Raw genomic sequence first — 26694 nt, forward strand, 5'->3', positions numbered from 1 at the left:
ATGAAACTTACCCCCGACAGGCGGGGGTAAAATTTGAGGGTCGCAAGTTTAAGCCTGCGACCCTGAACAGTCAAGACGACTGATCTCTTTTTGACCACCCGCCAGGTAAGTAACTACCGGCGGGTGGCGTTACCGGTCAACTCAGCTTTCGCGGTTGAGTTCGGCACTCAGAGCTTCTTCGACATCCGCTGCCGTTACGCCCTGCTCTTCCAGATCACGCTTGCGACGACGCTCTGCGTGGTATGCCAGACCGGTACCAGCCGGAATCAGGCGACCAACGACAACGTTCTCTTTCAGCCCGCGGAGGTAATCCCGCTTGCCGGTGACGGCGCCTTCGGTCAGAACCCGCGTGGTTTCCTGGAACGATGCCGCTGAAATGAACGACTCCGTCGCCAGAGATGCCTTGGTAATACCCAGCAACAAGCGCTCACAACGTGCGGTTTCCTTGTCTGCCGCTTCCGCTTTTTCGTTCTCTTCCATGAACTGGGTAATTTCTACCTGATCGCCAGCCAGCAGGCTGGTATCACCGGCATCAGTGATCTCCACCTTACGCAGCATCTGTCGAACGATAACCTCAATATGCTTATCGTTGATGACAACACCCTGCAGACGGTAAACGTCCTGGATTTCGTTGGTGATGTACTTGGCCAACGCAACCACACCCAGAAGACGAAGGATGTCGTGCGGATTGGACGGGCCATCAGAGATAACCTCACCCTTCTCGACCGTTTCACCCTCGAACACGTTCATCTGGCGATGCTTGGGAATCAGAACCTCATACGGATCCGCATCCTTCGGCGTAATCACCAGGCGTTTCTTGCCCTTGGTTTCCTTGCCGAAGGACACCACACCACTGACTTCAGCCAGGATGGACGATTCTTTCGGACGACGGGCCTCGAACAGGTCGGCAACACGCGGCAGACCACCGGTGATATCCCGGGTCTTCGAGCTTTCCTGCGGAATACGGGCAACCACGTCACCCAACTCGATCTTGGCGCCATTGGCCATGGTCACCAGCGCGTTGGCCGGCAGGAAGAAGATCGCGGTACCACCACCTGGCAACTCAACATCGTTACCCTTGTCGTCGATCAGCTGAATGGCAGGACGAATGTCCTTACCAGCCGCCGGACGCTCTTTCGGGTCGATAACCTCCATCGTGGAAAGACCCGTCAGCTCATCAGTCTGGGTACGGACGGTAATGCCCTGATCCATGTTGACGAACTTGGCGGTACCTTCCGCTTCAGCGATGATTGGGTGCGTGTGCGGATCCCACTTGGCAACCGCAACCCCTGCTTCCACGGCGTCGCCGTGCTTGACAGACAGCACCGCACCATAGGGCAGCTTGTACCACTCGCGCTCACGACCCTGCTCATCGGCAATGGCCAGCGCTGAGGAACGGGACACAACAACCAGACTGCCGTCGCTCTTCTCGATCGATTTCAGGTTGTGCAGACGAACGGTGCCGCCGTGCTTGACCTGGATATTGTCAACCGCTGATGCCCGGCTTGCCGCACCACCGATGTGGAAGGTACGCATGGTCAGCTGGGTACCCGGCTCACCGATGGACTGTGCAGCGATAACACCGACAGCCTCGCCCACATTGACCTCATGGCCACGGGCAAGATCACGGCCATAACACTTGGAGCAGATACCGTGGCGAGTCTCACAGGTGATCGCAGAGCGAACCCAGACTTCGTCCACACCGGCACGCTCAAGGGATTCAACCGCTTTCTCGTCCAGCAGGACGCCGGCCTCGACAACGGCATTGTCCTTGTCCGTTGGCGTAAAGGCTGCACGGGCCGTAACACGACCAAGCACACGATCACCCAGCGGTACAACAACGTCGCCACCCTCGATGTGCGGCGTCATCAACAGACCTTCTTCGGTACCACAGTCGGTTTCGGTAACGACCAGATCCTGGGAAACGTCTACCAGACGGCGAGTCAGGTAACCTGAGTTCGCGGTCTTCAGTGCCGTATCCGCCAGACCCTTACGGGCACCGTGGGTGGATATGAAGTACTGGAGTACGTTCAGACCCTCACGGAAGTTCGCAGTGATCGGCGTCTCGATGATGGAGCCGTCCGGCTTCGCCATCAGGCCCCGCATACCAGCCAGCTGGCGAATCTGAGCCGCGGAACCCCGGGCGCCCGAATCAGCCATCATGTAAACCGAGTTGAACGACTCCTGCATCAAGTCTTCGCCGTCCTCACCTTTAACTGGCTTGCCGTCTGGCCCGATAACCTGCTCCTTCGAGAGCCGATCCATCATCGCCTTCGACACTTTGTCGTTGGCACGGGACCAGATATCGATAACCTTGTTGTACTTCTCACCCTGGGTCAGCAGACCGGATGCGTACTGGGTCTCGATGTCCTTGACTTCCTCGGAGGCAGCATCCACCAACTCGTATTTCTCGGGAGGAATCTCGAAGTCGTTGAAGCCGATCGAGATACCGGAAACCGTCGCATAGTGGTAGCCCATGTACATGAGCTGGTCAGCAAAGATAACGGTATCCTTGAGGCCGGCATCACGGTAACAGGTGTTGATCAGATTCGAGATCGACTTCTTGACCATCGGCTTGTTGACCAGCTCATAGGACAGGCCGTCAGGAACGATATCGAACAACAGCGCACGACCGACCGTGGTGTCAACGATCTTGTACTCTTCGGTACGCTCGCCGTCTTCCTGGATCGTGACTTCCTTGACCCGGACCTTGACGATCGCCTGAAGGTCAACCTTGCCAGCACCATAGGCACGGTGCGCTTCTTTAACATCGGCAAACACCATGCCTTCACCGACGGCACTCTTGCGCTCGCGGGTCATGTAGTAAAGACCCAGCACCACGTCCTGGGACGGCACGATGATCGGCTCGCCGTTGGCCGGCGACAGCACGTTGTTGGTGGACATCATCAACGCACGGGCTTCGAGCTGAGCTTCCAGGGTCAGCGGTACGTGTACCGCCATCTGGTCACCGTCGAAGTCGGCGTTGTAGGCCGCACACACCAGCGGATGCAGCTGAATGGCCTTGCCTTCGATCAGTACCGGCTCGAACGCCTGGATACCCAGACGGTGAAGAGTCGGTGCCCGGTTCAGCATGATCGGATGCTCACGGATGACCTCGTCCAGGATATCCCAGACCACGCCTTCCTCACGCTCGACCATCTTCTTGGCGGCCTTGATGGTGGTCGCCAAGCCACGGTGCTCAAGCTTTGAGAAGATGAACGGCTTGAACAGCTCCAACGCCATCTTCTTGGGCAGACCACACTGATGCAAACGCAGGTACGGACCAACCACGATCACGGAACGACCGGAGTAGTCCACACGCTTACCGAGCAGGTTCTGACGGAAGCGACCTTGCTTACCCTTGATCATGTCGGCCAGGGACTTCAGCGGACGCTTGTTGGTACCAGTGATGGCGCGACCACGACGGCCGTTATCCAACAGCGCATCAACCGCTTCCTGTAGCATCCGCTTCTCGTTGCGCACAATAATGTCCGGAGCATTCAGCTCCAACAGGCGCTTGAGGCGGTTGTTACGGTTGATCACCCGGCGATACAGGTCGTTCAGGTCAGAGGTGGCAAAACGGCCACCATCCAGCGGCACCAGCGGACGAAGATCCGGCGGCAGAACCGGCAGAACGGTCATGACCATGTCGCCCGGCTTATTGCCGGAATACAGGAAAGCCTCAAGAATCTTCAGGCGCTTGCTGAACTTCTTGATCTTGGTCTCGGAGTTGGTCTGGGGAATCTCTTCCCGCAAGGCCTCAACCTCGGCCTGCAGATCAATACCTTCCAGCAGCTCCTGGACGGCTTCGGCACCCATGCGGGCATCGAATTCGTCACCGAACTCTTCAAGGGCTTCGTAATACTGCTCGTCGTTCAGCAATTGACCGCGCTCAAGCGTCGTCATGCCCGGCTCGATCACGATGAACGACTCAAAATACAGGACCCGCTCGATATCGCGCAGGGTCATGTCCAGCATCAGGCCGATGCGGGACGGCAGTGATTTCAGGAACCAGATGTGGGCGACCGGGCTGGCGAGCTCGATGTGACCCATGCGCTCACGACGCACACTGGCCAGTGCCACTTCAACACCGCACTTCTCGCAGATGACACCACGGTGCTTGAGCCGCTTGTACTTGCCGCACAGGCACTCGTAATCCTTGATCGGGCCGAAGATCTTGGCACAGAAAAGACCGTCACGCTCAGGCTTGAACGTACGGTAGTTGATGGTCTCAGGCTTTTTGACCTCACCAAAAGACCATGAACGGATCATGTCAGGCGACGCCAGGCCAATACGGATGGCGTCAAATTCCTGCTTCTGGTTCTGGTTTTTGAGAAGATTCAGCAAATCTTTCATCAGTAACAGCTCCGGATGGCGTTATTCTCGGGCGGGTACCGACCGGTACCCGCTCACGCTGCCAAAAACAATTCGGCTCAGTCGGATTCCAGCTCGATGTCGATACCCAGCGAGCGGATTTCCTTGACCAGAACATTGAAGGACTCGGGCATGCCCGGCTCCATACGATGATCGCCATCGACAATGTTCTTGTACATCTTGGTCCGACCATTCACATCATCAGACTTCACGGTAAGCATTTCCTGCAGCGTATACGCCGCACCGTAGGCCTCGAGTGCCCACACTTCCATCTCACCGAAGCGCTGACCACCGAACTGCGCCTTACCACCCAGCGGCTGCTGGGTAACCAGGCTGTACGAACCGGTGGAACGAGCGTGCATCTTGTCGTCGATCAAGTGGTTCAGCTTGAGGATGTACATGTAGCCAACCGTTACCGGGCGGTCAAATTCATCACCCGTACGGCCGTCATACAACACAGTCTGGCCAGTCGTACTCAGACCTGCCAGCTCAAGCATACGCTTGACCTCTGCTTCCTTGGCACCGTCGAAGACCGGCGTTGCCATGGGGACACCTGCGCGCAGATTGTTAGCCAGGGCCAGGATCTCTTTGTCACTCAGCGAATCCAGGTCCACCTTGGTGACCTCGTCCGAGTGGTTATAGATCTCGTCCAGCAAATTGCGGAGCTCAGCGATCTTACGCTGCTCATCCAGCATCTGGCTGATGCGCTCACCCAGCCCTTTGGCTGCTGCACCCAGGTGCGTTTCAAGAACCTGACCGACGTTCATCCGCGACGGAACACCCAAGGGGTTGAGAACCACGTCAACTGTGTTGCCATGTTCATCATAAGGCATGTCCTCAATCGGCATGACCGATGAAATAACACCCTTGTTACCATGACGTCCGGCCATCTTGTCGCCCGGCTGAATCCGACGCTTGATCGCGAGGTACACCTTGACGATCTTGAGAACACCCGGGGCAAGGTCATCACCCTGCTGAAGCTTGCCTTTCTTATCGTCAAAGCGCGCTTCGTGCTCTTTTTTGCGATCTTCAAGACCCTGCTCGGATTTTTCAAGCAGCTCATTCAGCGCCTCATCTTTCATCCGTAGCTTGAACCAGTCGTCGCGCGGCAACTCTGCCAGGTACGATTCGTCCAATTTGGCGCCTTTCTTGAGACCAGGACCACTGATGACTTCCTGCCCCTTGAGGGCATTGGTCAAACGCTCGAAGGTGGCACCTTCTACAATGCGATACTCGTCCTTCAGGTCCTTGCGATACTCGTCCAACTGCTCTTTTTCGATGGACTGGGCACGCGTGTCCTTTTCGATGCCGTCACGGGTAAAGACCTGAACGTCGATAACCGTGCCACGGGTGCCAGTGGGCACACGTGAGGACGTGTCCTTCACGTCCGAAGCCTTCTCGCCGAAGATGGCCCTCAGCAGCTTCTCCTCCGGGGTCAACTGGGTTTCACCTTTCGGTGTTACCTTGCCAACCAGGATATCGCCAGGACCTACTTCCGCACCGATATACACGATGCCGGACTCATCCAACTTGGACAGCGCACTTTCACCAACGTTCGGAATATCCGCGGTGATTTCCTCGCTACCCAGCTTGGTATCCCGAGCCACACAGGTCAGTTCCTGAATGTGGATGGTAGTCAGGCGGTCTTCCTGAACCACTTTCTCGGAAATGAGGATCGAGTCCTCAAAGTTGTAACCGTTCCAGGGCATGAACGCGATACGCATGTTCTGCCCCAGAGCCAGCTCACCCAGATCCACGGACGGGCCGTCAGCCAGCACGTCACCACGGGCAATTTCATCGCCCTGGTTAACAATGGAGCGCTGGTTGATACAGGTGTTCTGGTTCGAACGGGTGTACTTGGTGAGGTTGTAGATATCCACACCAGCATCACCGGCTTCAGTCTCATCGTCGTTGACACGTACCACGATACGGGCCGCATCGACGCTCTCGATCACACCACCGCGACGAGCGGTTACGCAAACGCCAGAGTCCTGGGCCACGGTACGCTCAACACCAGTACCTACCAAGGGCACCTGCGAACGCAACGTCGGAACCGCCTGGCGCTGCATGTTGGAGCCCATCAGTGCACGGTTGGCGTCGTCGTGTTCCAGGAACGGAATCAGCGAGGCTGCTACCGACACTACCTGGCGCGGTGAAACGTCCATGAAGTTGACGTTTTCCGGCGGCGTTACCGTGAACTCGTTCTGATGACGAACCGTTACCAGCTCATCAGACAGACGCTTGTTCTCGTCCATTGCCGCACTGGCCTGGGCGATGATGTAGTTGCTCTCTTCAATGGCCGACAGATAAACCACTTCATCGGTCACCTCGCCGTCAACCACCTTCCGGTACGGACTCTCAAGGAAACCGTAAGAGTTGGAGCGGGCGTAGGTTGCCAGCGAGTTGATCAGACCGATGTTCGGGCCTTCCGGCGTCTCGATCGGACACACACGACCATAGTGAGTCGGATGTACGTCACGAACCTCAAAGCCGGCACGCTCACGGGTGAGACCACCTGGACCGAGAGCGGAGATACGACGCTTGTGAGTCACTTCCGACAGCGGGTTGTTCTGGTCCATGAACTGGGACAGCTGGCTGGAGCCAAAGAATTCCTTCACCGCAGCCGCTACCGGCTTGGCGTTGATCAGATCCTGAGGCATCAGGCCTTCGCTTTCCGCCAGACTCAAACGCTCGCGCACAGCACGCTCAACACGCACCAGGCCAACGCGGAACTGGTTCTCCGCCATCTCACCGACACAACGAACTCGACGGTTGCCCAGGTTATCAATGTCGTCGACATTGCCCTGACCGTTACGAATATCGATCAGCGTCTTGAGGACGTCGATGATGTCGTCATGGGTCAACGTGCCTTCGCCGGTGCTTTCTTCGCGACGCAGGCGACGGTTCAGCTTCATGCGGCCAACGGAGGACAGGTCATACCGCTCTTCAGAGAAGAACAGGTTGTTGAACAGGTTCTCGGCCGACTCTTTGGTGGGCGGCTCACCCGGGCGCATCATGCGATAGATCTCAACCAGCGCCTCGAGGGGCGTGCGGGTTGGGTCGATGCGCAGCGTATCCGACATGAACGGACCACAATCCAAGTCGTTGGTGTACAGAGTTTCAATTTCTGTAACGCCAGCGTCGAGAATCTTGGTGACAACTTCTTCGGTCAGCTCGGTATTACACTCAACCAGAACCTCTCCGGACTTGGTGTCCACCATGTCTTTCGAGAGTACACGGCCGTAAAGGTATTCCGTCGGCACTTCCAGCTCGGTCAAGCCCGCTTTTTCAAGCTGCTTGATATGACGAGCGGTGATCCGGCGACCCTCTTCAACGATGACGGAGCCCTTCTTGTCCTTGATGTCGAACGTGGCAATGTCCCCGCGCAGGCGACTTGGAACCAGCTCGAGCTTGCACACCTCAGGACCGATACTGAACTTACTGGTATCAAAGAACATCTCCAGCATCTGCTCTGAGTTATAACCCAGGGCACGCAGGAGAATAGACGCGGGCAGCTTGCGGCGACGGTCGATACGGACAAAGACCGAGTCCTTGGCGTCGAACTCGAAGTCCAGCCAGGAACCACGGTAAGGAATCACCCGCGCCGAATACAACAGCTTACCTGACGAGTGGGTCTTACCCTTGTCATGATCGAAGAACACACCGGGTGAACGGTGGAGCTGGGAAACGATAACACGCTCGGTACCGTTGATAACGAAGGTACCGTTCTCGGTCATCAGGGGCATTTCGCCCATGTAGACTTCCTGCTCTTTAATATCCTTGATCGCCTTGTTGGACGATTCCTTATCATAAATGATAAGTCTTACTTTCACCCGCAGCGGTGCTGCGTAGGTGACGCCCCTAAGCTGGCATTCCTTGACGTCAAATACCGGCTCGCCGATGCGGTAACTCACGTATTCGAGTGCGGCGTTGCCAGAATAACTGACAATCGGGAATACGGATTTGAATGCTGCGTGGAGACCGGTTTCCCGACGATTTTCGGGCGCGGCTTCACTTTGGAGGAAGTCCCGGAACGAATCCAGCTGTATAGACAGCAAATAGGGAACATCCATCACGGACGGCAATTTACTAAAATCTTTGCGAATCCGCTTTTTCTCAGTATAGGAGTAAGTCATCTGCATTCCCCAGCTTTAGACCTGATACCTGGTATCAAGAAGCAACCATTTTCATGCTTCGGGGCCGAATTGCTCGGCTTACTGCGCCGTCTTGAACAAGACTCTCGCTGTAGGTTATAGATTCTGACAGCACCACTGAATCGGCGTTCAGAGTCTATAGCATATACAACAGAAAAAGGCCGGTGGCACATGGCCACCAGCCTGTCCATGCTTAACGCACGGTTTCGATCAAAAGCCAACTCTTACTTGAGCTCAACAGAAGCGCCTGCTTCCTCAAGCTTCTTCTTGGCTTCTTCAGCGTCGTCTTTGCTCGCTGCTTCCTTGATAACGGAAGGAGCGCTGTCGACCATTTCTTTCGCTTCTTTCAGACCCAGGCCAGTCAGTTCACGAACGGCCTTGATGACGTTAACTTTCTTCTCACCAGGACCGGTAAGAACAACGTCAAATTCAGTCTGCTCTTCAGCAGCAGCGGCTTCGCCACCGGCGGCAGCCGGAGCAGCAGCTACAGCAGCAGCGGCGGATACGCCGAATTTTTCTTCCATTGCTTCAACCAGCGCAACAACGTCCATTACGCTCATTTCGGCAATTGCGTTCAAAATGTCTTCGTTAGACAGAGCCATGACTTTCTCCCAAAAATATAAAAATGGTGTTCAACAGAATCAAGCAGCTTCTTGCTTCTGGTCTCGAACTGCCGCAACAGCACGGGTCACTTTCGTTGGAACTTCGTTCAGTGTCCGCGCAAGCTTGGTGATCGGTGCCTGTGTTACAGCGGCCAGCATCGTCAACGCCTCGTGGCGTGTCGGTAGCTTGGCAAGGCGATCAATCTGGTCTGCGCCCATCAGCTCACCGCCGACAGCCAGGCCCTTGATCTCGAATGCCTCTTTCTCTTTGGCAAAATCCTTCAGCAGGCGCGCAGCCGCACCCGGATCTTCCATAGAGAACGCCAGAATTGTCGGGCCGACCAGCGCCGCATCAATACACTCGAACTCAGTACCGCGGATTGCGATCTTCGCCAGGTTGTTACGAACAACCTTTAGATGAACGCTCTCAGCACGGGCCTTCGCTCGCAGCGCCGTCATATCACCTGAGGTGATACCACGGTAGTCAGCCAGAACAACAGACAGAGCACCACCGGCAGTCTCGTTGACTTCAGCGACGATCGCTTTCTTGTCTTCGAGTCTAATTGCCACTGGATTTCTCCTCGATTTCGCCGGGCATATTCCCGGCAAACCCACATATACCCCTCGCGGGGCTCCCAACGGTGTTTGGGTTCAGAGAGAACGTCTTCACACCGTCTGCGCAGGCGTTGCTTTAACCCTTCCAGCATCTCTTCTATAAAAAGAGCGCTTCAGGGGCCTGCGGTCTTTGACAGCCTTGGCTTCCGCCCAGACTACAAAGTAACTACCGAACAAAACCTCAGATGCTCAGAGCGCTCTGATCGATAGTCAGGCCAGGACCCATCGTCGACGACAGGGTTACCTTCTTGAGGTAAACACCTTTCGAAGAAGACGGCTTGGCCTTTTTCAGGTCCGCGATCAGAGCTTCAAGGTTTTCCTTGATGTTCTGCGCAGAGAATTCCACATTACCCATCGGCGCATGGATGATACCGTTCTTATCAGTACGGTAACGCACCTGACCTGCCTTGGCGTTCTTTACAGCAGTCTCAACATCCGGGGTAACAGTGCCGACTTTCGGGTTCGGCATCAGGCCGCGGGGACCAAGGATCTGGCCCAGCTGACCAACAACACGCATGGCGTCCGGAGTGGCGATAACCACATCGAAATCCATGTTGCCTTTTTTGACTTCTTCCGCCAGGTCATCCATACCAACAATATCAGCACCGGCAGCGGTGGCTTTCTCGGCGTTGGCGCCCTGGGTGAATACCGCCACACGAACGGTCTTGCCAGTACCGTGAGGCAGAACAGTGCTGCTGCGCACAACCTGGTCTGATTTACGCGCATCGACGCCCAAATTGACGGCAACGTCCACGGACTCCTTGAACTTGACGTTACCGCCCAGCTCAACCAGCAACGCTACCGCTTCGTCAACGGAATATGCGCGGGTGGAATCGACTTTTTCACGAATCAGCTTCTGACGCTTGCTAAGCTTTGCCATGTTACAGGCCCTCCACGTTCAGGCCCATGCTACGGGCAGTTCCGGCAATGGTACGAACCGCAGCATCCATGTCGGCTGCAGTCAGGTCCGGCTCTTTGGTCTTGGCAATTTCTTCCAACTGGTCACGAGTTACCGTGCCAACTTTGTCGGTATTGGGACGACCAGAGCCGCTCTTGATGCCGGCTGCCTTCTTCAGCAGCACCGGTGCGGGCGGAGTCTTGGTGATAAAGGTAAAGCTGCGATCACTGTAAACGGTGATAACAGTAGGAATCGGCAGGCCCGGTTCCATATCCTGGGTCTGTGCGTTGAACGCCTTACAGAACTCCATGATATTTACGCCACGCTGACCCAGCGCGGGACCAACGGGAGGACTCGGGTTGGCCTTGCCGGCAGCAACCTGAAGCTTGATGTACGCTTCAATCTTCTTAGCCATGATATTTCTCCTGTGGGTTCGAACGCCTCTCGGCTCCCCTGTATTTACAACTGCCAGTAGCAGACACAAAAAGCCCGCGTCGCCATAGCGCGCGAGCTCTCAGCATGTAAGGCTGCCGCTCAGTCTTTTTCGACTTGCCCAAACTCCAGCTCTACCGGAGTTGAACGACCGAAAATCAACACAGCAACCTTGACTCGACTCTTGTCGTAGTCAACTTCTTCAACCACGCCATTGAAGTCCGCAAACGGCCCTTCAGTGACGCGAACAATTTCGCCTGGCTCGAACAGAGTCTTCGGCTTGGGCTTGTCAGCACCGCTCTCAACACGGCGAAGAATGGCCTCTGCCTCACGCTCTGTAATTGGGGCCGGCTTATCCTTGGTACCACCAATGAAACCAAGAACCCTGGGCGTATTCTTGACCAGATGCCAGGTGCCGTCATCCATTTCCATCTGCACCAGAACGTAGCCGGGATAGAACTTGCGCTCACTCTTGCGCTTCTTCCCGTCACGCATCTCAACGACTTCTTCAGTCGGCACAAGGATTTCGCCGAACTTCTCTTCCAAGTCATTGAGAGCAACACGCTCCCTGAGAGTGCGCATTACGTGCTTTTCAAAGCCAGAATACGCATGAACGACGTACCAGCGCTTAGCCATTGCCCACTCCTGTTACCCGATAACTCCGGAGACCAGCCAACTGATCAACGAATCCATACCCCACAGCATCAACGCCACAACCAATACAAACACAACGACGATGGCTGTGGTCTGGATCAGCTCCGGCCTGGTGGGCCATACGACCTTCCGGATTTCAACCCTGGCTTCCTTGAGCAGAGTCGCAAAACGCCGACCACGCTCGGTTTGGAGCGCCACAAAAGCAGCGACCAGAGCAAGAGCTACGAGAGCCAGCACCCGATACAGCAGTGACTCGGCATTAAAATACTGATTGCCAACGACGCCCGCTGCAATCAGAACAAATACGACCAGCCACTTTACTGCATCGAAGCTACTGGTCGAACGATCGGCTTTTGACTCCATAGGAATCAGCTTATGTATCCGGATGTTAAAAAATGGCAGGCCAGGAGGGAATCGAACCCCCAACCTGCGGTTTTGGAGACCGCTGCTCTGCCAATTGAGCTACTGGCCTGCACCGAAACAACTCAGCGCACTTACTTCAAGTTCTTACTCAAAAAGAGCAATTACTCGATGATCTTTGAGACTACGCCGGCACCAACGGTACGACCACCTTCACGAATCGCGAAGCGCAGGCCATCTTCCATGGCGATCGGAGCAATCAGGGTAACACTCATCTTCACGTTGTCACCCGGCATAACCATTTCCACACCTTCCGGCAGCTCACAGGAACCTGTGACGTCGGTGGTACGGAAGTAAAACTGCGGACGGTAACCCTTAAAGAACGGGGTATGACGACCACCTTCTTCTTTGCTCAGCACGTACACTTCGCACTCGAACTTGGTGTGCGGCTTGATGGAGCCCGGCACACACAGAACCTGACCACGCTCAACGTCGTCACGCTTGGTACCACGCAGCAGAACACCAACGTTCTCACCAGCACGACCTTCGTCCAGCAGCTTGCGGAACATCTCAACACCGGTACAAACGGTCTTCACGGTATCTTTGATACCGACGATTTCCACTTCGTCACCAACCTTGATGATGCCACGCTCTACACGACCGGTTACAACCGTACCGCGACCAGAGATGGAGAACACGTCCTCGATCGGCATCAGGAACGGCTGATCAATCGCACGCTCCGGATCCGGGATGTACTCGTCCAGGGCTTCTACCAGCTTCTTAACAGCGGTAGTACCCATTTCGTTATCATCCTTACCTTCCAGCGCCATCAGCGCGGAACCGGTAACGATCGGCGTGTCGTCGCCCGGGAAGTCGTACTGGCTCAGCAGTTCGCGAACTTCCATCTCGACCAGCTCCAGCAGCTCCTCGTCATCAACCATGTCCGCCTTGTTCAGGAACACAACGATGAAAGGAACGCCAACCTGGCGGGACAGCAGGATGTGCTCGCGAGTCTGCGGCATGGGGCCGTCAGCTGCGGAACAAACAAGGATCGCGCCGTCCATCTGCGCCGCACCCGTGATCATGTTCTTCACGTAGTCAGCGTGGCCCGGGCAGTCAACGTGCGCATAGTGACGCGCCGGCGAATCGTACTCAACGTGAGAGGTCGCGATGGTGATACCACGCGCCTTCTCTTCCGGTGCGTTATCGATCTGGTCGAATGCGCTTGCACTACCAGTACCCCACACTTCGTGACACACACGAGTCAGCGCGGCTGTCAGCGTGGTCTTGCCATGGTCTACGTGACCAATGGTGCCCACGTTTACGTGCGGCTTATTACGCTCAAATTTTGCTTTAGACATTCGACCTATCTCCCTAATCAACTGGACCGTAACGTTGACCGGACAAATAATGGAGCTCATGACCGGAATTGAACCGGTGACCTCATCCTTACCAAGGATGTGCTCTACCGACTGAGCTACATGAGCGCTTTCAACACTACAAATTGGAGCGGGCAGCGGGAATCGAACCCGCGTCATCAGCTTGGAAGGCTGAGGTAATAGCCACTATACGATGCCCGCGAGCAATAAGTGGTGGAGGGGGCAGGATTCGAACCTGCGAAGCTTTCGCGTCAGATTTACAGTCTGATCCCTTTGGCCACTCGGGAACCCCTCCGAGTCAGGTATGCCAACGGCAAACCTGCCTAAACTTAAAGTGGAGCTGGCGGACGGAATCGAACCCCCGACCTGCTGATTACAAGTCAGCTGCTCTACCAACTGAGCTACGCCAGCTCACATTCGCCTCTTCAGCGAGGGCGGTATACTACGGATTTTCAGAACGCGTTGCAACACCTTCACAACGCCTGATTTCGACCATGTCGAAATTCTCTCTGTAATCCGTTTCCGCCGCCCCAACCGCACCGGAATCCGGCACCAGTTGGTCTTCAAAAACGAGCGCGTAGCTTAGCTGATTTCGGGGGAAGTTGGCCAGTATTGCATTGAGATTCTGGCGTTTTTTTTCAGCCAGGACATTTTCGGCGGCCTGTCGGGACTCGAACAGCCCAAGAGAAATGGCATTTTTATTCTCGCCCCGGGTTACCAGGTAGGAGTCGATCCCCCTCTGCTGGAGATCGCGAAACAGATCCAGCGCCCGATCTTCCGGTTGAGGAGGTATGATCACCCAATGCAGTGGTGCCAGTTCCCGCTCCTCCTCAGCAACGTCGTAGTCGGTTCCAGGCCGCCCCAGGGAACGATAAGCCTGCCGCGCACTCTGCTCCGAGTCGAACCACCCCAACCGAACGCAGAAATTCAGGGGAACCGCTTCCCTCTCTGGCGAAGCCTCAACATCAACGGCTGACTGAGTGGCTTCGCCCTCGGCCAGCGTCACATCCTCCTGGGCGGCTTCGGGTTCAACCTCTGGCGACAGCGGTTTCAGATCAGCCACCCGCGGCAATGCCTGGCGTTCGGTTACAACGGCAACGGGCTTTGGTCCGAGCTTGTCCCCGTATAACCAAAGCGCCCCATTGATCAGAATCAGGGCAACAGCAAACCACCTCATTCGCGTTCACTCTCCCCATCAACAGCCGCAAGCCCCTTGAGCACCAATGAAGGCTCGTGGTGGGCCGAAAGCCCGGCATCAAGCAGGCCTTCGGCGTCGCCTCCCGTCACCAGGACGCGACCAAGACCAAGACGACGGCAATCCGCCTCAATCCGTGCAGCCATTGATGCCCAGAGCCAGACCAGTCCATGCTGGACGCATTCGGTTGTCGACGCTCCAGGCTCCGCAGCCTGCACATCACTGACATCAAAACCAATTCTCGCAGCGTCCTGCCTCAAGGACCTGAGCATCATCTGCTTACCCGGGAGAATATAGCCGCCCAGGTGCGCCCCCGAGTCGGCAACATAATCAATCGTAATAGCACTGCCGGCATCAACAACGGCAAAACCACCCTCATCGGCCTGCCATGCAGCGTACATGGCGTGCCAGCGATCGGCCCCCATCCTGTCGGTTTCGGTGTAGGCATTCACCAAACCACCTCGATGGGGTTCAGCCCAATGAAACACAATCGGAGCACGACAGAACGCTTCCAACTGCATCTGCAAATGTTGGCGCCTTTCTTCCGAGATCACAGTGGATACTGCAACTCGCCTGATATGGGCGGACTGACAACGGATGTCGCAGAATGGGTCGTCGGCGTCCAGAATGGCGGAACCGGTGCCAGCCAAATGACCATCGCCGACCAGCAGCCACTTCAGCCGGGTATTCCCGGCATCCACCAATAGCTTCATGGGCGGGCTCGCAGGCTTATCTCGCCGGCACGAACCCTGACCAGCTCTTTGCCGTCGTCGATCAGGTAATTACCGGTATCATCGATTCCACGCCCGTTCCCGGCGAGTCCACCCTGGCTGGCAACCAGAGACTTACCGGAAAAAATATCTCGACCCTGCCAACGTGAACGGAACCCGGTAAACCCCAGACTGGCGAACTCGTCCACGGAGTCAAGGACGGAATTAACGAGTGACGCCGCAAGCTCGCTACGATTCCAGCGACGTTCAGGCACGGCTATGTCAAGACTGCTCCAGGATTGATCCACCTCCGCAGACTCTTTCATATGCACGTTCAGACCAATACCTGCAACAACCTGCACCACCCCCTCTTCAAGTTCGCCCTGAAGCTCAACCAGAATACCAGCCAGCTTGCTACCGCCGAGAAAAATATCGTTGGGCCACTTCAGCCCCACATCTGCAACACCATGCTGCTCCAGGGCTTCGGCGACCGCCACACCCAGAACCAGGCTTAAACCATCCAGCATGGCGAAGCTGCCTCGAAACGTCAGCCCCAGGCTCAGGTACAGGTTCTGTCCCCGTGGGCTTTGCCAGGGCCGGCCGCGCCTGCCACGGCCGGCGGTCTGACAGTCGGAGATGCACACGGGAATGCGACCGGAATCGGATCCCGCACGGCGTCGTACAATTTCAGCATTGGTCGAATCTACCTCATCCATTACGATCAGTTCGACCCTGGTGCGACAATCCGGCGCCAGACTCTGCGTTATCCGTTCCGCATCAAGCAAGTCCATGTCGCTCAACAGGCGATAGCCCTTGCCACGAATGGTTTCTATACGGACACCCTCCTCCGCTGCACGACGAACCTGCTTCCAAATTGCCGTGCGACTGATGCCAAGACTGCTGGCAAGGGACTCACCGGAATGAAACTGGCCGTCTGCCAGGAGGCCAAGAAGTGCTTTGGATTTCATCAAGGAACGCCCGCGTATTTGAATGGGATCAGGGCGGGATTAAACAACACGTCGAACCAAAAGACAAAGGACGACGCCGCGGCACGTCCAAAATTTGCCGCCTGAGACCTCAGGGTATGGGCGTTGCAGTCAGATTGGCCTCAATATTGAAGTTCTGCATTTTCACGCCATAGACTGCTGTTTGTGGACCACCGGAGGGATGGACCAGATCAATGTTGTTGATGGAGAGCTCCTTGAACTGGCTCCTCGCCCGAACGGCGAACCCCAGCGGGCGATTATCCAGGTCAGCCGCAGTGGGCGATGATACATAGCGGTACCCCGCCCCTGCGGCCGGGTCCATTATTTTTTCGTCGCCCCTTGCGCCGACCACTCCCAAAGCATCTGCGCCATCTGTCTTCTTGACCACCTTGGTCTGGTAGACATCGACAGACAGGTCCGTGCGTATCCCAAAGGTATTGTCGTCTACACCGTCACCGTCGAAGTCACCGCCATCGCTGGTATGAATATCGTCAAGTACGAGCCTGGAGCCTGTGTTGTTGATCGGCTTGCCACTGGAATCCACCTGACGATTGGTTTCCCAGGTAAATGCATTCTTGCGCGCCTCACTGACTTCCCTTGCGAGTATCTGTTTGAGCTGGATCGTGATTCCCTCATCACCACGAGCCTCCCATATTCCGCCCGATGCAGCACAGGCCGACTCAGAGTCCCCCGAACCGCCGGCGCAGACATTGCCAGCCCCACCCGGGACAATGATCATGCTACTTCCGGTTTCGTATTTCTGAACCACAAATCGGCCAAAGCTTGATCCCACCGCCTTATCGCCAACCCGCAGGTTGCCAACATCCATAAGGCTCCAGGCCTCCCCCTTGATGAGGGCCAGCCCGTCTTCGGTCACATCCAGGGTCATATCCCGAACATGGGCATCGTAGCTGAGATCGCTGATCCACAAACCCTTTTGAGAAATCTCCCCCGAACCTTCATCGTAAGGCGCGGCGATGATAGCAGCCCGGCCATTCCGTATACGGATATCCGAGTTGATGGTTAGACCCTCACCACTGGCACCGCCCGCTCCAAGCGTCACCTGGCCATCCATATCGAATTCGTAAGCCGGGTAGAAGCCAAGCGCCAGAAGCAGCTCCGTACCACCCTGAAGCGGGGCATCCTCGCTGCCTACTCGTAAGCCATTAATCCTGTAGCCGGCCGACACATCCTCAAAGCCAATCCGGAGCCCGTCATAAAAACGCGTTCCATTAAGCTCACCATCCCGCGTAACGTTAACTGTGACATCCCCCTGCCCCCAGGACTGCAGTCCGCTGAAGATAACGCGGTTGCCATCCTCGGTATAGCTCAGGTCGGCCAACTGCAAACTCCACTCAGTGGACAACCTGAGCCCTTGAGAGCCGGCATCTGGGTGCCCCCCACCTTGCAGGTAAACCGCGTTGGTGTAGCTGCGCCCGTTGTAGACGTGGTCCTGCAGCATGAAGCTGACATTCACTTCGCCAATACTTTGCCCGCTGGCGCCCATTTCAATGCGACCAATGTTAAATTCCCCGCTCAGCGACCCCAGCGTGAACCCCAGGGCGTCGCGTCCGTATCGGTCCGCTGTCACGTCCACCCGGAGATCATTCAGCCGGTATTGTCCTGTAATCTCGCGGAACGCAAGCGCGTGGTCGTCGTCATGATAGATAAAGGATGCACTGTTAATCGTGGTTTCGTTATCCAACCGAAAACCCTCCCCTTCGCGCCCACCGGCTGTAATGCCGGTTTTCGACGAGAGGTCGAAGGAACCGCTGAGCCCGCCGTAACTGGACAGGGCCTGGCCACTTGCGACGTCGTAGGTGTTGCCATGATTGGCAGGGTTATTACTGTATCGGATTGCTCCCACATCGTAGGAACCGGATACGCGGGGGGCGTTCAGCTCCAGAGTACTGCCAACTACATCCAGGGTGACACCCAGGGCCTCTACACTGAGGGTGATATCATCCAGGAAGACTTCATTACCGTTGGTTCGATAGCCCAGGCGGCCGCCGGTCATGGTGTAGGCAGTGTCGAATGTGTAACCCGATGAGCCAAACGCACCTCCCGGGCTGATGCGCAGGTTTCCCTGCAGGCTGTGATCAAAGAAAATGCCACCCATGCCAATCCCCGGGGCGCCAGCCAACCGTATATCGCCGAACTCAATCCGCCGATCCTCAACCAGGTAGTCCAGATTCAACGACGCCTCATCGGTGATATCGACCCTTATGACATGAGCAGCCGACTCACCTGGCTGGCTTGCTGAACCAACCCGGAAATCCTCAAGGTAGATACCGCGATCATCATCGAAATACGTTAAACGGTCCGCGGTCATACCCAGCTCCATTTCCAGGGTAATACCGCTTTGGCCACTTATATCCGCCATATCTTCGTCGCCCAGAAGCTGCATATCCGCCATCGCGGGTGCCGACAACGCCAACACTACGCCCCTCACAGACTGTGTGACCACGATGTGCTTTCTGATCCCGGCCATACCCGCTCCCTATGGATTTCCCGTAGGGAAAACCAATAGGTTTCCCTCCATGATGACGTCACCCTGCATTTCCACCGCAAAGATGTCTGTTTGCTGGAATCCCGGGTCTGTTGGTCTGGGTGTGTTGCTCCCGGCGATTTTGAACCGCACATCGTTGTAGCGAACGGTATCCGGCAGACCAATCTCTACAACGTCACCGTTGAACGCCTCGCCGTCACCGGCAAATCCGGAATCAATCGAACGAACACGGAGGGTCAGTCCTTCGAAGGCAAAGTTCCCCCTGATCTCATCCAGCACCATCCAGCCGCCATCCTCTTTCAATCGGTAGGCCAGCCTGGCACCGCACTTCTTACCGGCATCATCACAACGGCCGAAATAGCCGTTCTCAATAGGCCCGCCCATTTCATTAATGCTGATATCCCCTGATAAATATATGCCGCCCTGACCGGATACCTCAGAGAGTGCCTCATCGTTCAGACGATCGAGTTCACCCACCGCATGTTTTGAGCTGGACAATGCGAGGGCCAATAACAGGGCATGCGCGTACCGTCTATTCATGGCGCCAGATCCTTGGTTCGGATATCAAGGTGCTGAATCAGCATGCCCTCGACCCGTGCCGACCCGAAATCCCGGTCACCCACGGAAAAATTTCCGATGTGCAGGTTACTGCGATAATCGGGATTGGTGTAATAGTCCTCATAGAAATCCCAGGTTTGCGCGTCACTGCTACCTCGCAGCCCATCAGCGCCAATTGATCCCGGAGCTGGCGGCTCGATGGCCGCGACTTCCACCACAAAATTGCCAGTGCCATCAACGTCGAAAAATACCGGCTGCAACTGGTTGCCAATCGCCAGCTCCAGCGCAAAGTTGGTCATGGTGATTCTTGAACCGCAGGATTGGCCATCCTGAGAACAGGCATTGATCGACAATTCCGGTGTTTGGAAATTGAGCTTGAACTGCCCCACCATCTGTCGACGATCGTCATCGCCCCAAAGGCGAAGATAGCTACCATCAATAACTGCGCTTTTCGCATGAATGTTGATATTGGCCGAACGGTCTTCTCCCACAGCCACATTCATCTGCAGCCCGATATCAGGGCGCTCACCTACAAAATCCGCCGTCGCCGGCCGACTGGAGCAAACGCCACTACCCGCAATAGCACCCGAGCTCATACAGTCGTACCCTTGGGCAGCGTCCACCAAAGCTGGCGCCGCGAACTCGAGAACGGCCTTGTCCCGGATGCCGATACTATTGCCGTCGACCACGTCAATCCGATAGGGATTCACCAGCCGACCAATATTTACCGGGCTTAGGTTCTGCCCGTAGTTGCTGCCGGTTCCGGAGATGTACAAGTGATTCACCACGATCTCGACATCGCGGCCGTCCGTACTCTTAAGGCCGCCAATCTTGAAAATCCGGGCCTGGTTACCATTGGCATCGGGCGTGTCCGTGCCATGGGAAAACGTGAAGTCTTCCAACACGACTCCAATGCCAGCGCCATCGATCTCCGACAGTTCCTGCTCTGACAGGTCCTGAAGTTCCGCGTTTGCTGTGCACGTTCCGAGTAACAGTCCCAGGACAGCGCAAACTCGCGTGGGGCAGAACGACCAGACAGTGGGGGTTAGAAGGCGCCTTCTGGATAACATCAAAACAACCCCCTGCCCCGATCGATGTATTCCGTTCGGTAACGGTCGGTGCCGTAAAGGGCCTCGTTAAGATTGACCTCGGTTGCACCGTTCGGAATATTGAAGAAGGCCCCGGAAGTCGCCCGAATGAAATCCTCCGGCGTCGGGTTGGTGTTCTTGACGTCTTCCAGCCAGTCAAGGTCTTTGGTCTGGAATGAAATAAACGCTCCGTCGGCCGGTCCTGTAATCCTCCGCTGATTACCAACTTCTTCCACCGTGCCGATTGGAAAGCTGTTGTAAATATCGAGGTCAAAACAGGAATCGATACCCAGGACCAGGCAGTCCTGGGCGTAGACATAAATATCTCCGCTGCCACAACTGAAGAAAGAGCAATCAGGCACGTCAATACGGGAACTGGAGCCCCAACCAATAAGGTTCTTTACGGACCAGCGAGTGAACCCGCCCGCATCCTCGAGCACGAAGCGTTCTCCATTAGGGATGCCAATATGTTCCGCCCGAATGGGATCAAGCTCACCGATATCAGGATGCCCTTCTTCGCCGTACACCAGTTGCGCCTTGGTCTGGAGCGGACTGCCACCTTCAAGCAACGGGGTAAGCAGAACGATGACCTGATCGAAGAAGTTGCCGCCGGAGCTCGCCTGACTCAAACCTTCACCGCGATCAATGATGTCTACATTGACGTTGCCGGTGAGAGTTTCAATCTTGCCAGAGAGGATGCCCATGGACTCTCCGAAGCCCAGCCGAAAACCAACGATCTCCTGAGCGCCCTCGTCGAACGCAAATTCCAGATAGGGGCTCTCGATGTTAAACGGGACGATTTCGCCTTCTCCATAGGCCGAGCCATCCGGCTTGAGCTGGCGGGGCGCCTTGGAGTTGCGCTCGAAGTACGCTTGGTTATTGATATATCCGAGCGCAAAGTCCTCTATATAGACATCGGACGTTTCGGCTTTTTCACCATCCCGCTCGTAGCGCCCCAACTCGAGTACGTCAACATTGGTCTGGATATCAATGTCCATTCCCAGGTTAACGCGTGTATAAGAGGTATTGTCGGTCTCGTCGGGGTGATATTGGCGATCAACCGAAATGAATGCTTGACCAGTTACTTCCGACATATCGCTATCGGAGATTGGCTGCAGGTCCGCAAACGCAGGAGGGGTCACTGACAGCACCGCTAACAAATGCCAAACGACACGATTCATAGACAGATCTCACCATTAACCGCATTCTGAAAAGCGGTTTATTGTTATTTTCGATGAGTGTCTCTGAACACTAATGCTGCTTTCGCTGGCAATTTTTATTTTGGCCAGTTCTTGTACAGATCCTAACCTCGTTTACAGTTTGTCACTGTGAGCAAGGTCATAGATTTGAAAAATGAGTCGACGCTGAAGGTACTTTTTTACAGGCAATAAAAAACCCCCGTCGGCGAAGCCGCGGGGGTTTTTGGTATTAGGAGCCTGACGATGACCTACATTGCTCAGGCCTGTCGGCCTTCGGCCCTTCGGGCCCGCCGTCGCTGCGCTCTGGCGTCCTGCACCTGCCGTTGGCAGGTTTGTCACATGGGGCCGTTGTAGTGCACAGCAGGGCCTCGATCCAAACATAAAAAAGGTTCATCGCACTTTACCGGGAAACGCTGCTTTTATCTTAAGGAAGAAGTAGTCGTTGTCCCGGTAGCCATAGGCCATCCGTTTGATGACCTTAATCTTGTTGTTCATCCCTTCCAGGACGCTGGTATTCATCCGGTAGACAGCACTGGCGATAATACCTTCGACATAGCCTTTGAGGCGTCTGGCAAATTGCTGAACTGGTGCCAGCCCACTGCTCATTGCCAGATTCAACCAGTCCTGCCAGCGTTGCTTGGCTTCGTCCTCTGAAGGGGCGTACCAGAGCTCTTTGAGCTGGTCTTTCAGCACATACACTGTCATCAGAGGCTGGTTAGCCTGCAGCAACTCTTCGAGCTTCAGAGCTTGATCATCTTTGAGGTTGGTCCGATTTCTGAGCAATAGCCAGCGACTTCGCTTCACTACCTTTCGAGCGGGCTTGTCGTGTCGAAGCTGATTGGCCTGGTCGACCCGAACCCGATCAATCACTTCCCGTCCGAACTTGGCGACAACATGGAACAGGTCGTAAACCACGCGAGCGTTAGGGCAATGATGCTGAACTTCCAGATCCATGGCGGTATTCATGTCCATCGCCACAGCTTCGATCCGCGTGCACGCCTCAGCTCCTAACCATTCAAAGAAGGGACGCACAGCGGCTCGGCTACGCCCCTCTCCAACCCAGAGCACTTGCTGCGTGTCTGCATCAATCGCCACGGTGGCGTACCGGTGCCCCTTGAACAAGGCGAACTCATCCATGATCAATCGGCGAATTCGATGCCTGTCAGGCTCAGTCACTTCCCGCTTGAGACGTTGATGGTCGACGGCTTTGACCGTATGCCAGTGCAACCCCAACAGGGTTGCTACATGCTGAACTGGCATCAGGCGCACCAAGGACTCAATCCAATTGATCATGCCCGCTGTCAGGCGCTGTCGCCCTGGTAACCAGCGAATCTGTTCAAGTCTGGGACCACAGGATACACAGCGAACTCGACGGACAGGCACATCCAGCCAAACTCGATAATGAAACAGGTCGCGCTCTCGAACTCGTCGGGTACTAGTGTCGTGGATGGCAAGCGTGTGCTGGTTACAACCACTGCAGCAGGGTAGATGATCAGCGGCAGGTTGCAGTCGGATGAGCACGGAGTGGGCGTCAATCTGGACGTAGGATTCCATCGTGAATCCTTCCCAGAACAGATCAAGAAGATTAGCATTCATAGAGGCGGCGGTGGATTGGCTAATTTTGTTGTTTTGGCGAACTCAAAACTAACCGGTTTTACCGCCGTCTCCTACTTTTTCACGCTAACCCGCGATGAACCATAAAAAAGCCCCGGCAGCATACGCTGTCGGGGCTGTTTTATATTAGGAGCCTGACGATGACCTACTCTCACATGGGCAGAAGCCACACTACCATCGGCGCTGGTCTGTTTCACGGCTGAGTTCGGGATGGGATCAGGTGGTTCCAGACCGCTATGGTCGTCAGGCAAAACGGTTGATCACTGGGTGGACGAGGTAGAACGATGTGATGTTGATTTCGATTGAGCACAATGGCTCTTGCGTTATCCGCAATTGTCTTGGGTGTTATATAGTCAAGCCTCACGAGCAATTAGTATCGGTTAGCTCAACGCCTCGCAGCGCTTACACACCCGACCTATCAACGTCCTGGTCTTGAACGGCTCTTCAGGGACCTCGAGGGTCCAGGGAGATCTCATCTTGGAAGGGGCTTCCCGCTTAGATGCTTTCAGCGGTTATCCTATCCGAACATAGCTACCGGGCAATGCGTCTGGCGACACAACCCGAACACCAGCGGTTCGTCCACTCCGGTCCTCTCGTACTAGGAGCAGCTTTCCTCAAATCTCCAACGTCCACGGCAGATAGGGACCGAACTGTCTCACGACGTTCTAAACCCAGCTCGCGTACCACTTTAAATGGCGAACAGCCATACCCTTGGGACCGGCTTCAGCCCCAGGATGTGATGAGCCGACATCGAGGTGCCAAACACCGCCGTCGATGTGAACTCTTGGGCGGTATCAGCCTGTTATCCCCGGAGTACCTTTTATCCGTTGAGCGATGGCCCTTCCATACAGAACCACCGGATCACTATGACCTACTTTCGTACCTGCTCGACGTGTCTGTCTCGCAGTTAAGCGGGCTTGTGCCATTACACTAACCGCATGATGTCCGACCATGCTTAGCCCACCTTTGTGCTCCTCCGTTACGCTTTGGGAGGAGACCGCCCCAGTCAAACTACCCACCACACAGTGTCCTTAACCCCGATAAGGGGTCGAAGTTAGAACCTCAAACAGGTCAGGCTGGTATTTCAAGGTTGGCTCCACCAGAACTGGCGTCCTGGTTTCAAAGCCTCCCAGCTATCCTACACAAACATGCTCAAAGTTCACTGTGAAGCTATAGTAAAGGTTCACGGGGTCTTTCCGTCTAGCCGCGGATACACCGCATCTTCACGGCGATTTCAATTTCACTGAGTCTCGGGTAGAGACAGCGCCCCCATCGTTACGCCATTCGTGCAGGTCGGAACTTACCCGACAAGGAATTTCGCTACCTTAGGACCGTTATAGTTACGGCCGCCGTTTACCGGGGCTTCGATCAAGAGCTTCGCGCAAGCGCTAACCCCATCAATTAACCTTCCGGCACCGGGCAGGCGTCACACCGTATACGTCCACTTTCGTGTTTGCACAGTGCTGTGTTTTTAATAAACAGTCGCAGGGGCCTGGTATCTTCGACCGGCTTCTGCTCAACCCGCGAAGGGCGTCACATACCACCGGCGTGCCTTCTCCCGAAGTTACGGCACCATTTTGCCTAGTTCCTTTACCCGAGTTCTCTCAAGCGCCTTGGTATTCTCTACCTGACCACCTGTGTCGGTTTGGGGTACGGTCTCGAATAGCCTGAAGCTTAGAAGATTTTCCTGGAAGCAGGGCATCAATGACTTCCCGCCCTAAAAGGGCAGTCGTCGTCGCGTCTCGGCATTGTGGGACCGGATTTGCCTAATCCCACTGCCTACATGCTTAAACCGGGACAACCGTCGCCCGGCTCACCTAGCCTTCTCCGTCTCTCCATCGCAGCTATCCAAGGTACGGAAATATTAATCCGTTTCCCATCGACTACACCTTTCGGTCTCGCCTTAGGGGCCGACTCACCCTGCGCCGATTAGCGTTGCGCAGGAACCCTTGGTCTTCCGGCGTGGGGGTTTTTCACCCCCATTGTCGTTACTCATGTCAGCATTCGCACTTCTGATACCTCCAGCATGCCTCTCGACACACCTTCGCAGGCTTACAGAACGCTCCCCTACCCCGTGCACTTGCGTGCACAGCCGCAGCTTCGGTAACCAGTTTGAGCCCCGTTACATCTTCCGCGCAGGCCGACTCGACTAGTGAGCTATTACGCTTTCTTTAAAGGATGGCTGCTTCTAAGCCAACCTCCTAGCTGTCTGAGCCTTCCCACATCGTTTCCCACTTAACTGGTATTTGGGGACCTTAGCTGGCGGTCTGGGTTGTTTCCCTCTTCACGATGGACGTTAGCACCCACCGTGTGTCTCCCGGATAGTACTCACAGGTATTCGGAGTTTGCATCGGGTTGGTAAGTCGGGATGACCCCCTAGCCGAAACAGTGCTCTACCCCCTGTGGTATTCGTCCGAGGCGCTACCTAAATAGCTTTCGGGGAGAACCAGCTATCTCCGGGCTTGATTAGCCTTTCACTCCGATCCACAAGTCATCCCCTGGCTTTTCAACGACAGTGGGTTCGGTCCTCCAGTTGATGTTACTCAACCTTCAACCTGCTCATGGATAGATCGCCCGGTTTCGGGTCTATGCCCAGCGACTAAATCGCCCTATTCAGACTCGGTTTCCCTACGGCTCCCCTAAACGGTTAACCTCGCCACTGAACATAAGTCGCTGACCCATTATACAAAAGGTACGCCGTCACGGAACAAGTCCGCTCCGACTGCTTGTACGCATACGGTTTCAGGATCTATTTCACTCCCCTCACAGGGGTTCTTTTCGCCTTTCCCTCACGGTACTGGTTCACTATCGGTCAGTCAGGAGTATTTAGCCTTGGAGGATGGTCCCCCCATGTTCAGACAGGATGTCTCGTGTCCCGTCCTACTCGATTTCACTGGACTCAGGTTTCGGATACGGGGCTATCACCCACTATGGCGGCTCTTTCCAGGGCCTTCTCCTACCAGTTGTCCAGCTTAAGGGCTGGTCCCCGTTCGCTCGCCGCTACTGAGGGAATCTCGGTTGATTTCTTTTCCTTCGGGTACTTAGATGTTTCAGTTCCCCGAGTTCGCCCCGTACAGCTATGTATTCACCGTACGGTACCGGTCCGAAGACCGGTGGGTTTCCCCATTCAGAGATGCCCGGATCACAGCTTGTTTGCCAGCTCCCCGAGCCTTATCGCAGGCTTCCACGTCTTTCATCGCCTCTGACTGCCAAGGCATCCACCGTATGCGCTTAGTTGCTTGACTATATAACCCCAAGACAACTGATCCGTTTCTCACACCCAACCAGAACATCGCACCCACCGAAGTGAACACAACCTTCTCATTCAGAGATGAGATTCAGAGACAGTCACTCGAAGTCATATACA

General features: G+C 55.5%; 18 protein-coding genes, 5 tRNA genes and 2 rRNA genes. 1 reads left to right on the forward strand and 24 read right to left on the reverse strand.

Annotated elements, in window-relative coordinates; translation table 11 throughout:
- Positions 1–141 precede the first annotated feature (141 nt).
- The 22 genes from rpoC to SIC19_RS06605 all read right to left on the reverse strand — a co-directional run bounded on the left by rpoC (position 142) and on the right by SIC19_RS06605 (position 23267).
- Positions 142–4356, reverse strand: coding sequence for a DNA-directed RNA polymerase subunit beta' (gene rpoC / locus SIC19_RS06500; RefSeq protein ID WP_036203337.1), 4215 nt, complete (start codon positions 4354–4356; stop codon positions 142–144).
- A gap of 77 nt (positions 4357–4433) precedes the next feature.
- Complete coding sequence (gene rpoB / locus SIC19_RS06505) at positions 4434–8510, reverse strand: DNA-directed RNA polymerase subunit beta (RefSeq protein WP_036205627.1); 4077 nt, start codon at positions 8508–8510, stop codon at positions 4434–4436.
- A gap of 242 nt (positions 8511–8752) precedes the next feature.
- Positions 8753–9130 carry a 50S ribosomal protein L7/L12 gene (gene rplL, locus SIC19_RS06510; RefSeq protein ID WP_007154024.1) on the reverse strand — a complete coding sequence of 126 codons (378 nt, stop codon included), beginning with the start codon at positions 9128–9130 and terminating at the stop codon, positions 8753–8755.
- Positions 9131–9169: 39 nt separating this feature from the next.
- Positions 9170–9700, reverse strand: a complete 531-nt coding sequence (rplJ, locus tag SIC19_RS06515; RefSeq protein ID WP_007154025.1) for a 50S ribosomal protein L10 — start codon at positions 9698–9700, stop codon at positions 9170–9172.
- 226 nt (positions 9701–9926) lie between these two features.
- Entirely contained in the window at positions 9927–10625 is a 699-nt protein-coding gene (gene rplA, locus SIC19_RS06520) for a 50S ribosomal protein L1 (RefSeq protein WP_036203334.1), read from the reverse strand.
- A 1-nt stretch (position 10626) separates the two neighbouring features.
- Positions 10627–11058, reverse strand: a complete 432-nt coding sequence (gene rplK / locus SIC19_RS06525; protein ID WP_007154027.1) for a 50S ribosomal protein L11 — start codon at positions 11056–11058, stop codon at positions 10627–10629.
- 119 nt (positions 11059–11177) lie between these two features.
- Positions 11178–11711: a transcription termination/antitermination protein NusG gene (gene nusG / locus SIC19_RS06530; RefSeq protein WP_036203331.1), complete on the reverse strand. Its 534-nt coding sequence runs from the start codon at positions 11709–11711 to the stop codon at positions 11178–11180.
- Positions 11712–11723: 12 nt separating this feature from the next.
- Positions 11724–12092, reverse strand: a complete 369-nt coding sequence (gene secE / locus SIC19_RS06535; protein ID WP_007154029.1) for a preprotein translocase subunit SecE — start codon at positions 12090–12092, stop codon at positions 11724–11726.
- Between the two features lie 33 nt (positions 12093–12125).
- A tRNA-Trp gene (locus tag SIC19_RS06540) sits at positions 12126–12201 on the reverse strand.
- Between the two features lie 52 nt (positions 12202–12253).
- Positions 12254–13450 carry an elongation factor Tu gene (gene tuf / locus SIC19_RS06545; RefSeq protein ID WP_007154018.1) on the reverse strand — a complete coding sequence of 399 codons (1197 nt, stop codon included), beginning with the start codon at positions 13448–13450 and terminating at the stop codon, positions 12254–12256.
- 50 nt (positions 13451–13500) lie between these two features.
- A tRNA-Thr gene (locus SIC19_RS06550) sits at positions 13501–13576 on the reverse strand.
- Between the two features lie 18 nt (positions 13577–13594).
- Positions 13595–13669, reverse strand: a tRNA-Gly gene (locus SIC19_RS06555).
- A gap of 10 nt (positions 13670–13679) precedes the next feature.
- Positions 13680–13763: transfer RNA gene (locus SIC19_RS06560), tRNA-Tyr, on the reverse strand.
- Positions 13764–13803: 40 nt separating this feature from the next.
- Positions 13804–13879, reverse strand: a tRNA-Thr gene (locus SIC19_RS06565).
- A 31-nt stretch (positions 13880–13910) separates the two neighbouring features.
- Complete coding sequence (locus SIC19_RS06570; protein ID WP_228712275.1) at positions 13911–14645, reverse strand: hypothetical protein; 735 nt, start codon at positions 14643–14645, stop codon at positions 13911–13913.
- A complete protein-coding gene (locus SIC19_RS06575; protein ID WP_075195654.1) occupies positions 14642–15376 on the reverse strand; it encodes a type III pantothenate kinase in 735 nt (244 codons plus the stop codon). Before SIC19_RS06575 ends, SIC19_RS06570 begins: the two co-directional genes overlap by 4 nt.
- Entirely contained in the window at positions 15373–16341 is a 969-nt protein-coding gene (locus SIC19_RS06580) for a biotin--[acetyl-CoA-carboxylase] ligase (RefSeq protein ID WP_075195653.1), read from the reverse strand. The genes SIC19_RS06575 and SIC19_RS06580 overlap by 4 nt, the downstream gene beginning before the upstream one ends.
- Positions 16342–16450: 109 nt before the next feature.
- Positions 16451–18850 (reverse strand): DUF6160 family protein, encoded by a 2400-nt coding sequence (locus SIC19_RS06585; RefSeq protein WP_127402092.1) that lies wholly within the window; start codon positions 18848–18850, stop codon positions 16451–16453.
- A 9-nt stretch (positions 18851–18859) separates the two neighbouring features.
- Positions 18860–19408 carry a hypothetical protein gene (locus SIC19_RS06590; RefSeq protein WP_007154034.1) on the reverse strand — a complete coding sequence of 183 codons (549 nt, stop codon included), beginning with the start codon at positions 19406–19408 and terminating at the stop codon, positions 18860–18862.
- Positions 19405–20496 (reverse strand): hypothetical protein, encoded by a 1092-nt coding sequence (locus tag SIC19_RS06595; protein ID WP_091644650.1) that lies wholly within the window; start codon positions 20494–20496, stop codon positions 19405–19407. Before SIC19_RS06595 ends, SIC19_RS06590 begins: the two co-directional genes overlap by 4 nt.
- Entirely contained in the window at positions 20496–21695 is a 1200-nt protein-coding gene (locus tag SIC19_RS06600; protein WP_127402093.1) for a hypothetical protein, read from the reverse strand. The genes SIC19_RS06595 and SIC19_RS06600 overlap by 1 nt, the downstream gene beginning before the upstream one ends.
- Before the next feature lie 408 nt (positions 21696–22103).
- Complete coding sequence (locus SIC19_RS06605) at positions 22104–23267, reverse strand: ISL3 family transposase (protein ID WP_127400823.1); 1164 nt, start codon at positions 23265–23267, stop codon at positions 22104–22106.
- On the opposite strand from SIC19_RS06605, the gene SIC19_RS06610 reads away from it, so the two are divergent.
- Positions 23202–23414: a hypothetical protein gene (locus SIC19_RS06610; protein ID WP_185906501.1), complete on the forward strand. Its 213-nt coding sequence runs from the start codon at positions 23202–23204 to the stop codon at positions 23412–23414. The genes SIC19_RS06605 and SIC19_RS06610 overlap by 66 nt on opposite strands.
- 45 nt (positions 23415–23459) lie before the next feature.
- Here SIC19_RS06610 and rrf read toward each other — a convergent pair.
- Positions 23460–23575: ribosomal RNA gene (gene rrf, locus SIC19_RS06615) — 5S ribosomal RNA — on the reverse strand.
- A 101-nt stretch (positions 23576–23676) separates the two neighbouring features.
- A 23S ribosomal RNA gene (locus SIC19_RS06620) occupies positions 23677–26572 on the reverse strand.
- Positions 26573–26694 lie beyond the last annotated feature (122 nt).

The sequence above is a fragment of the Marinobacter sp. MIT930201 genome, assembly GCF_047122665.1.
Lineage (GTDB): Bacteria > Pseudomonadota > Gammaproteobacteria > Pseudomonadales > Oleiphilaceae > Marinobacter > Marinobacter salarius.

Coding starts and splice junctions, on each gene's coding strand:
- SIC19_RS06605 (WP_127400823.1), bottom strand. CDS start 23,267: ATGGAATCCTACGTCCAGATTGACGCCCACTCCGTGCTCATCCGACTG.
- SIC19_RS06570 (WP_228712275.1), bottom strand. CDS start 14,645: ATGAGGTGGTTTGCTGTTGCCCTGATTCTGATCAATGGGGCGCTTTGG.
- secE (WP_007154029.1), bottom strand. CDS start 12,092: ATGGAGTCAAAAGCCGATCGTTCGACCAGTAGCTTCGATGCAGTAAAG.
- SIC19_RS06575 (WP_075195654.1), bottom strand. CDS start 15,376: ATGAAGCTATTGGTGGATGCCGGGAATACCCGGCTGAAGTGGCTGCTG.
- SIC19_RS06585 (WP_127402092.1), bottom strand. CDS start 18,850: ATGGCCGGGATCAGAAAGCACATCGTGGTCACACAGTCTGTGAGGGGC.
- nusG (WP_036203331.1), bottom strand. CDS start 11,711: ATGGCTAAGCGCTGGTACGTCGTTCATGCGTATTCTGGCTTTGAAAAG.
- rpoC (WP_036203337.1), bottom strand. CDS start 4,356: ATGAAAGATTTGCTGAATCTTCTCAAAAACCAGAACCAGAAGCAGGAA.
- rpoB (WP_036205627.1), bottom strand. CDS start 8,510: ATGACTTACTCCTATACTGAGAAAAAGCGGATTCGCAAAGATTTTAGT.
- SIC19_RS06600 (WP_127402093.1), bottom strand. CDS start 21,695: ATGAATCGTGTCGTTTGGCATTTGTTAGCGGTGCTGTCAGTGACCCCT.
- SIC19_RS06580 (WP_075195653.1), bottom strand. CDS start 16,341: ATGAAATCCAAAGCACTTCTTGGCCTCCTGGCAGACGGCCAGTTTCAT.
- SIC19_RS06595 (WP_091644650.1), bottom strand. CDS start 20,496: ATGTTATCCAGAAGGCGCCTTCTAACCCCCACTGTCTGGTCGTTCTGC.
- rplA (WP_036203334.1), bottom strand. CDS start 10,625: ATGGCAAAGCTTAGCAAGCGTCAGAAGCTGATTCGTGAAAAAGTCGAT.
- SIC19_RS06590 (WP_007154034.1), bottom strand. CDS start 19,408: ATGAATAGACGGTACGCGCATGCCCTGTTATTGGCCCTCGCATTGTCC.
- tuf (WP_007154018.1), bottom strand. CDS start 13,450: ATGTCTAAAGCAAAATTTGAGCGTAATAAGCCGCACGTAAACGTGGGC.
- rplK (WP_007154027.1), bottom strand. CDS start 11,058: ATGGCTAAGAAGATTGAAGCGTACATCAAGCTTCAGGTTGCTGCCGGC.
- rplL (WP_007154024.1), bottom strand. CDS start 9,130: ATGGCTCTGTCTAACGAAGACATTTTGAACGCAATTGCCGAAATGAGC.
- SIC19_RS06610 (WP_185906501.1), top strand. CDS start 23,202: ATGATCAGCGGCAGGTTGCAGTCGGATGAGCACGGAGTGGGCGTCAAT.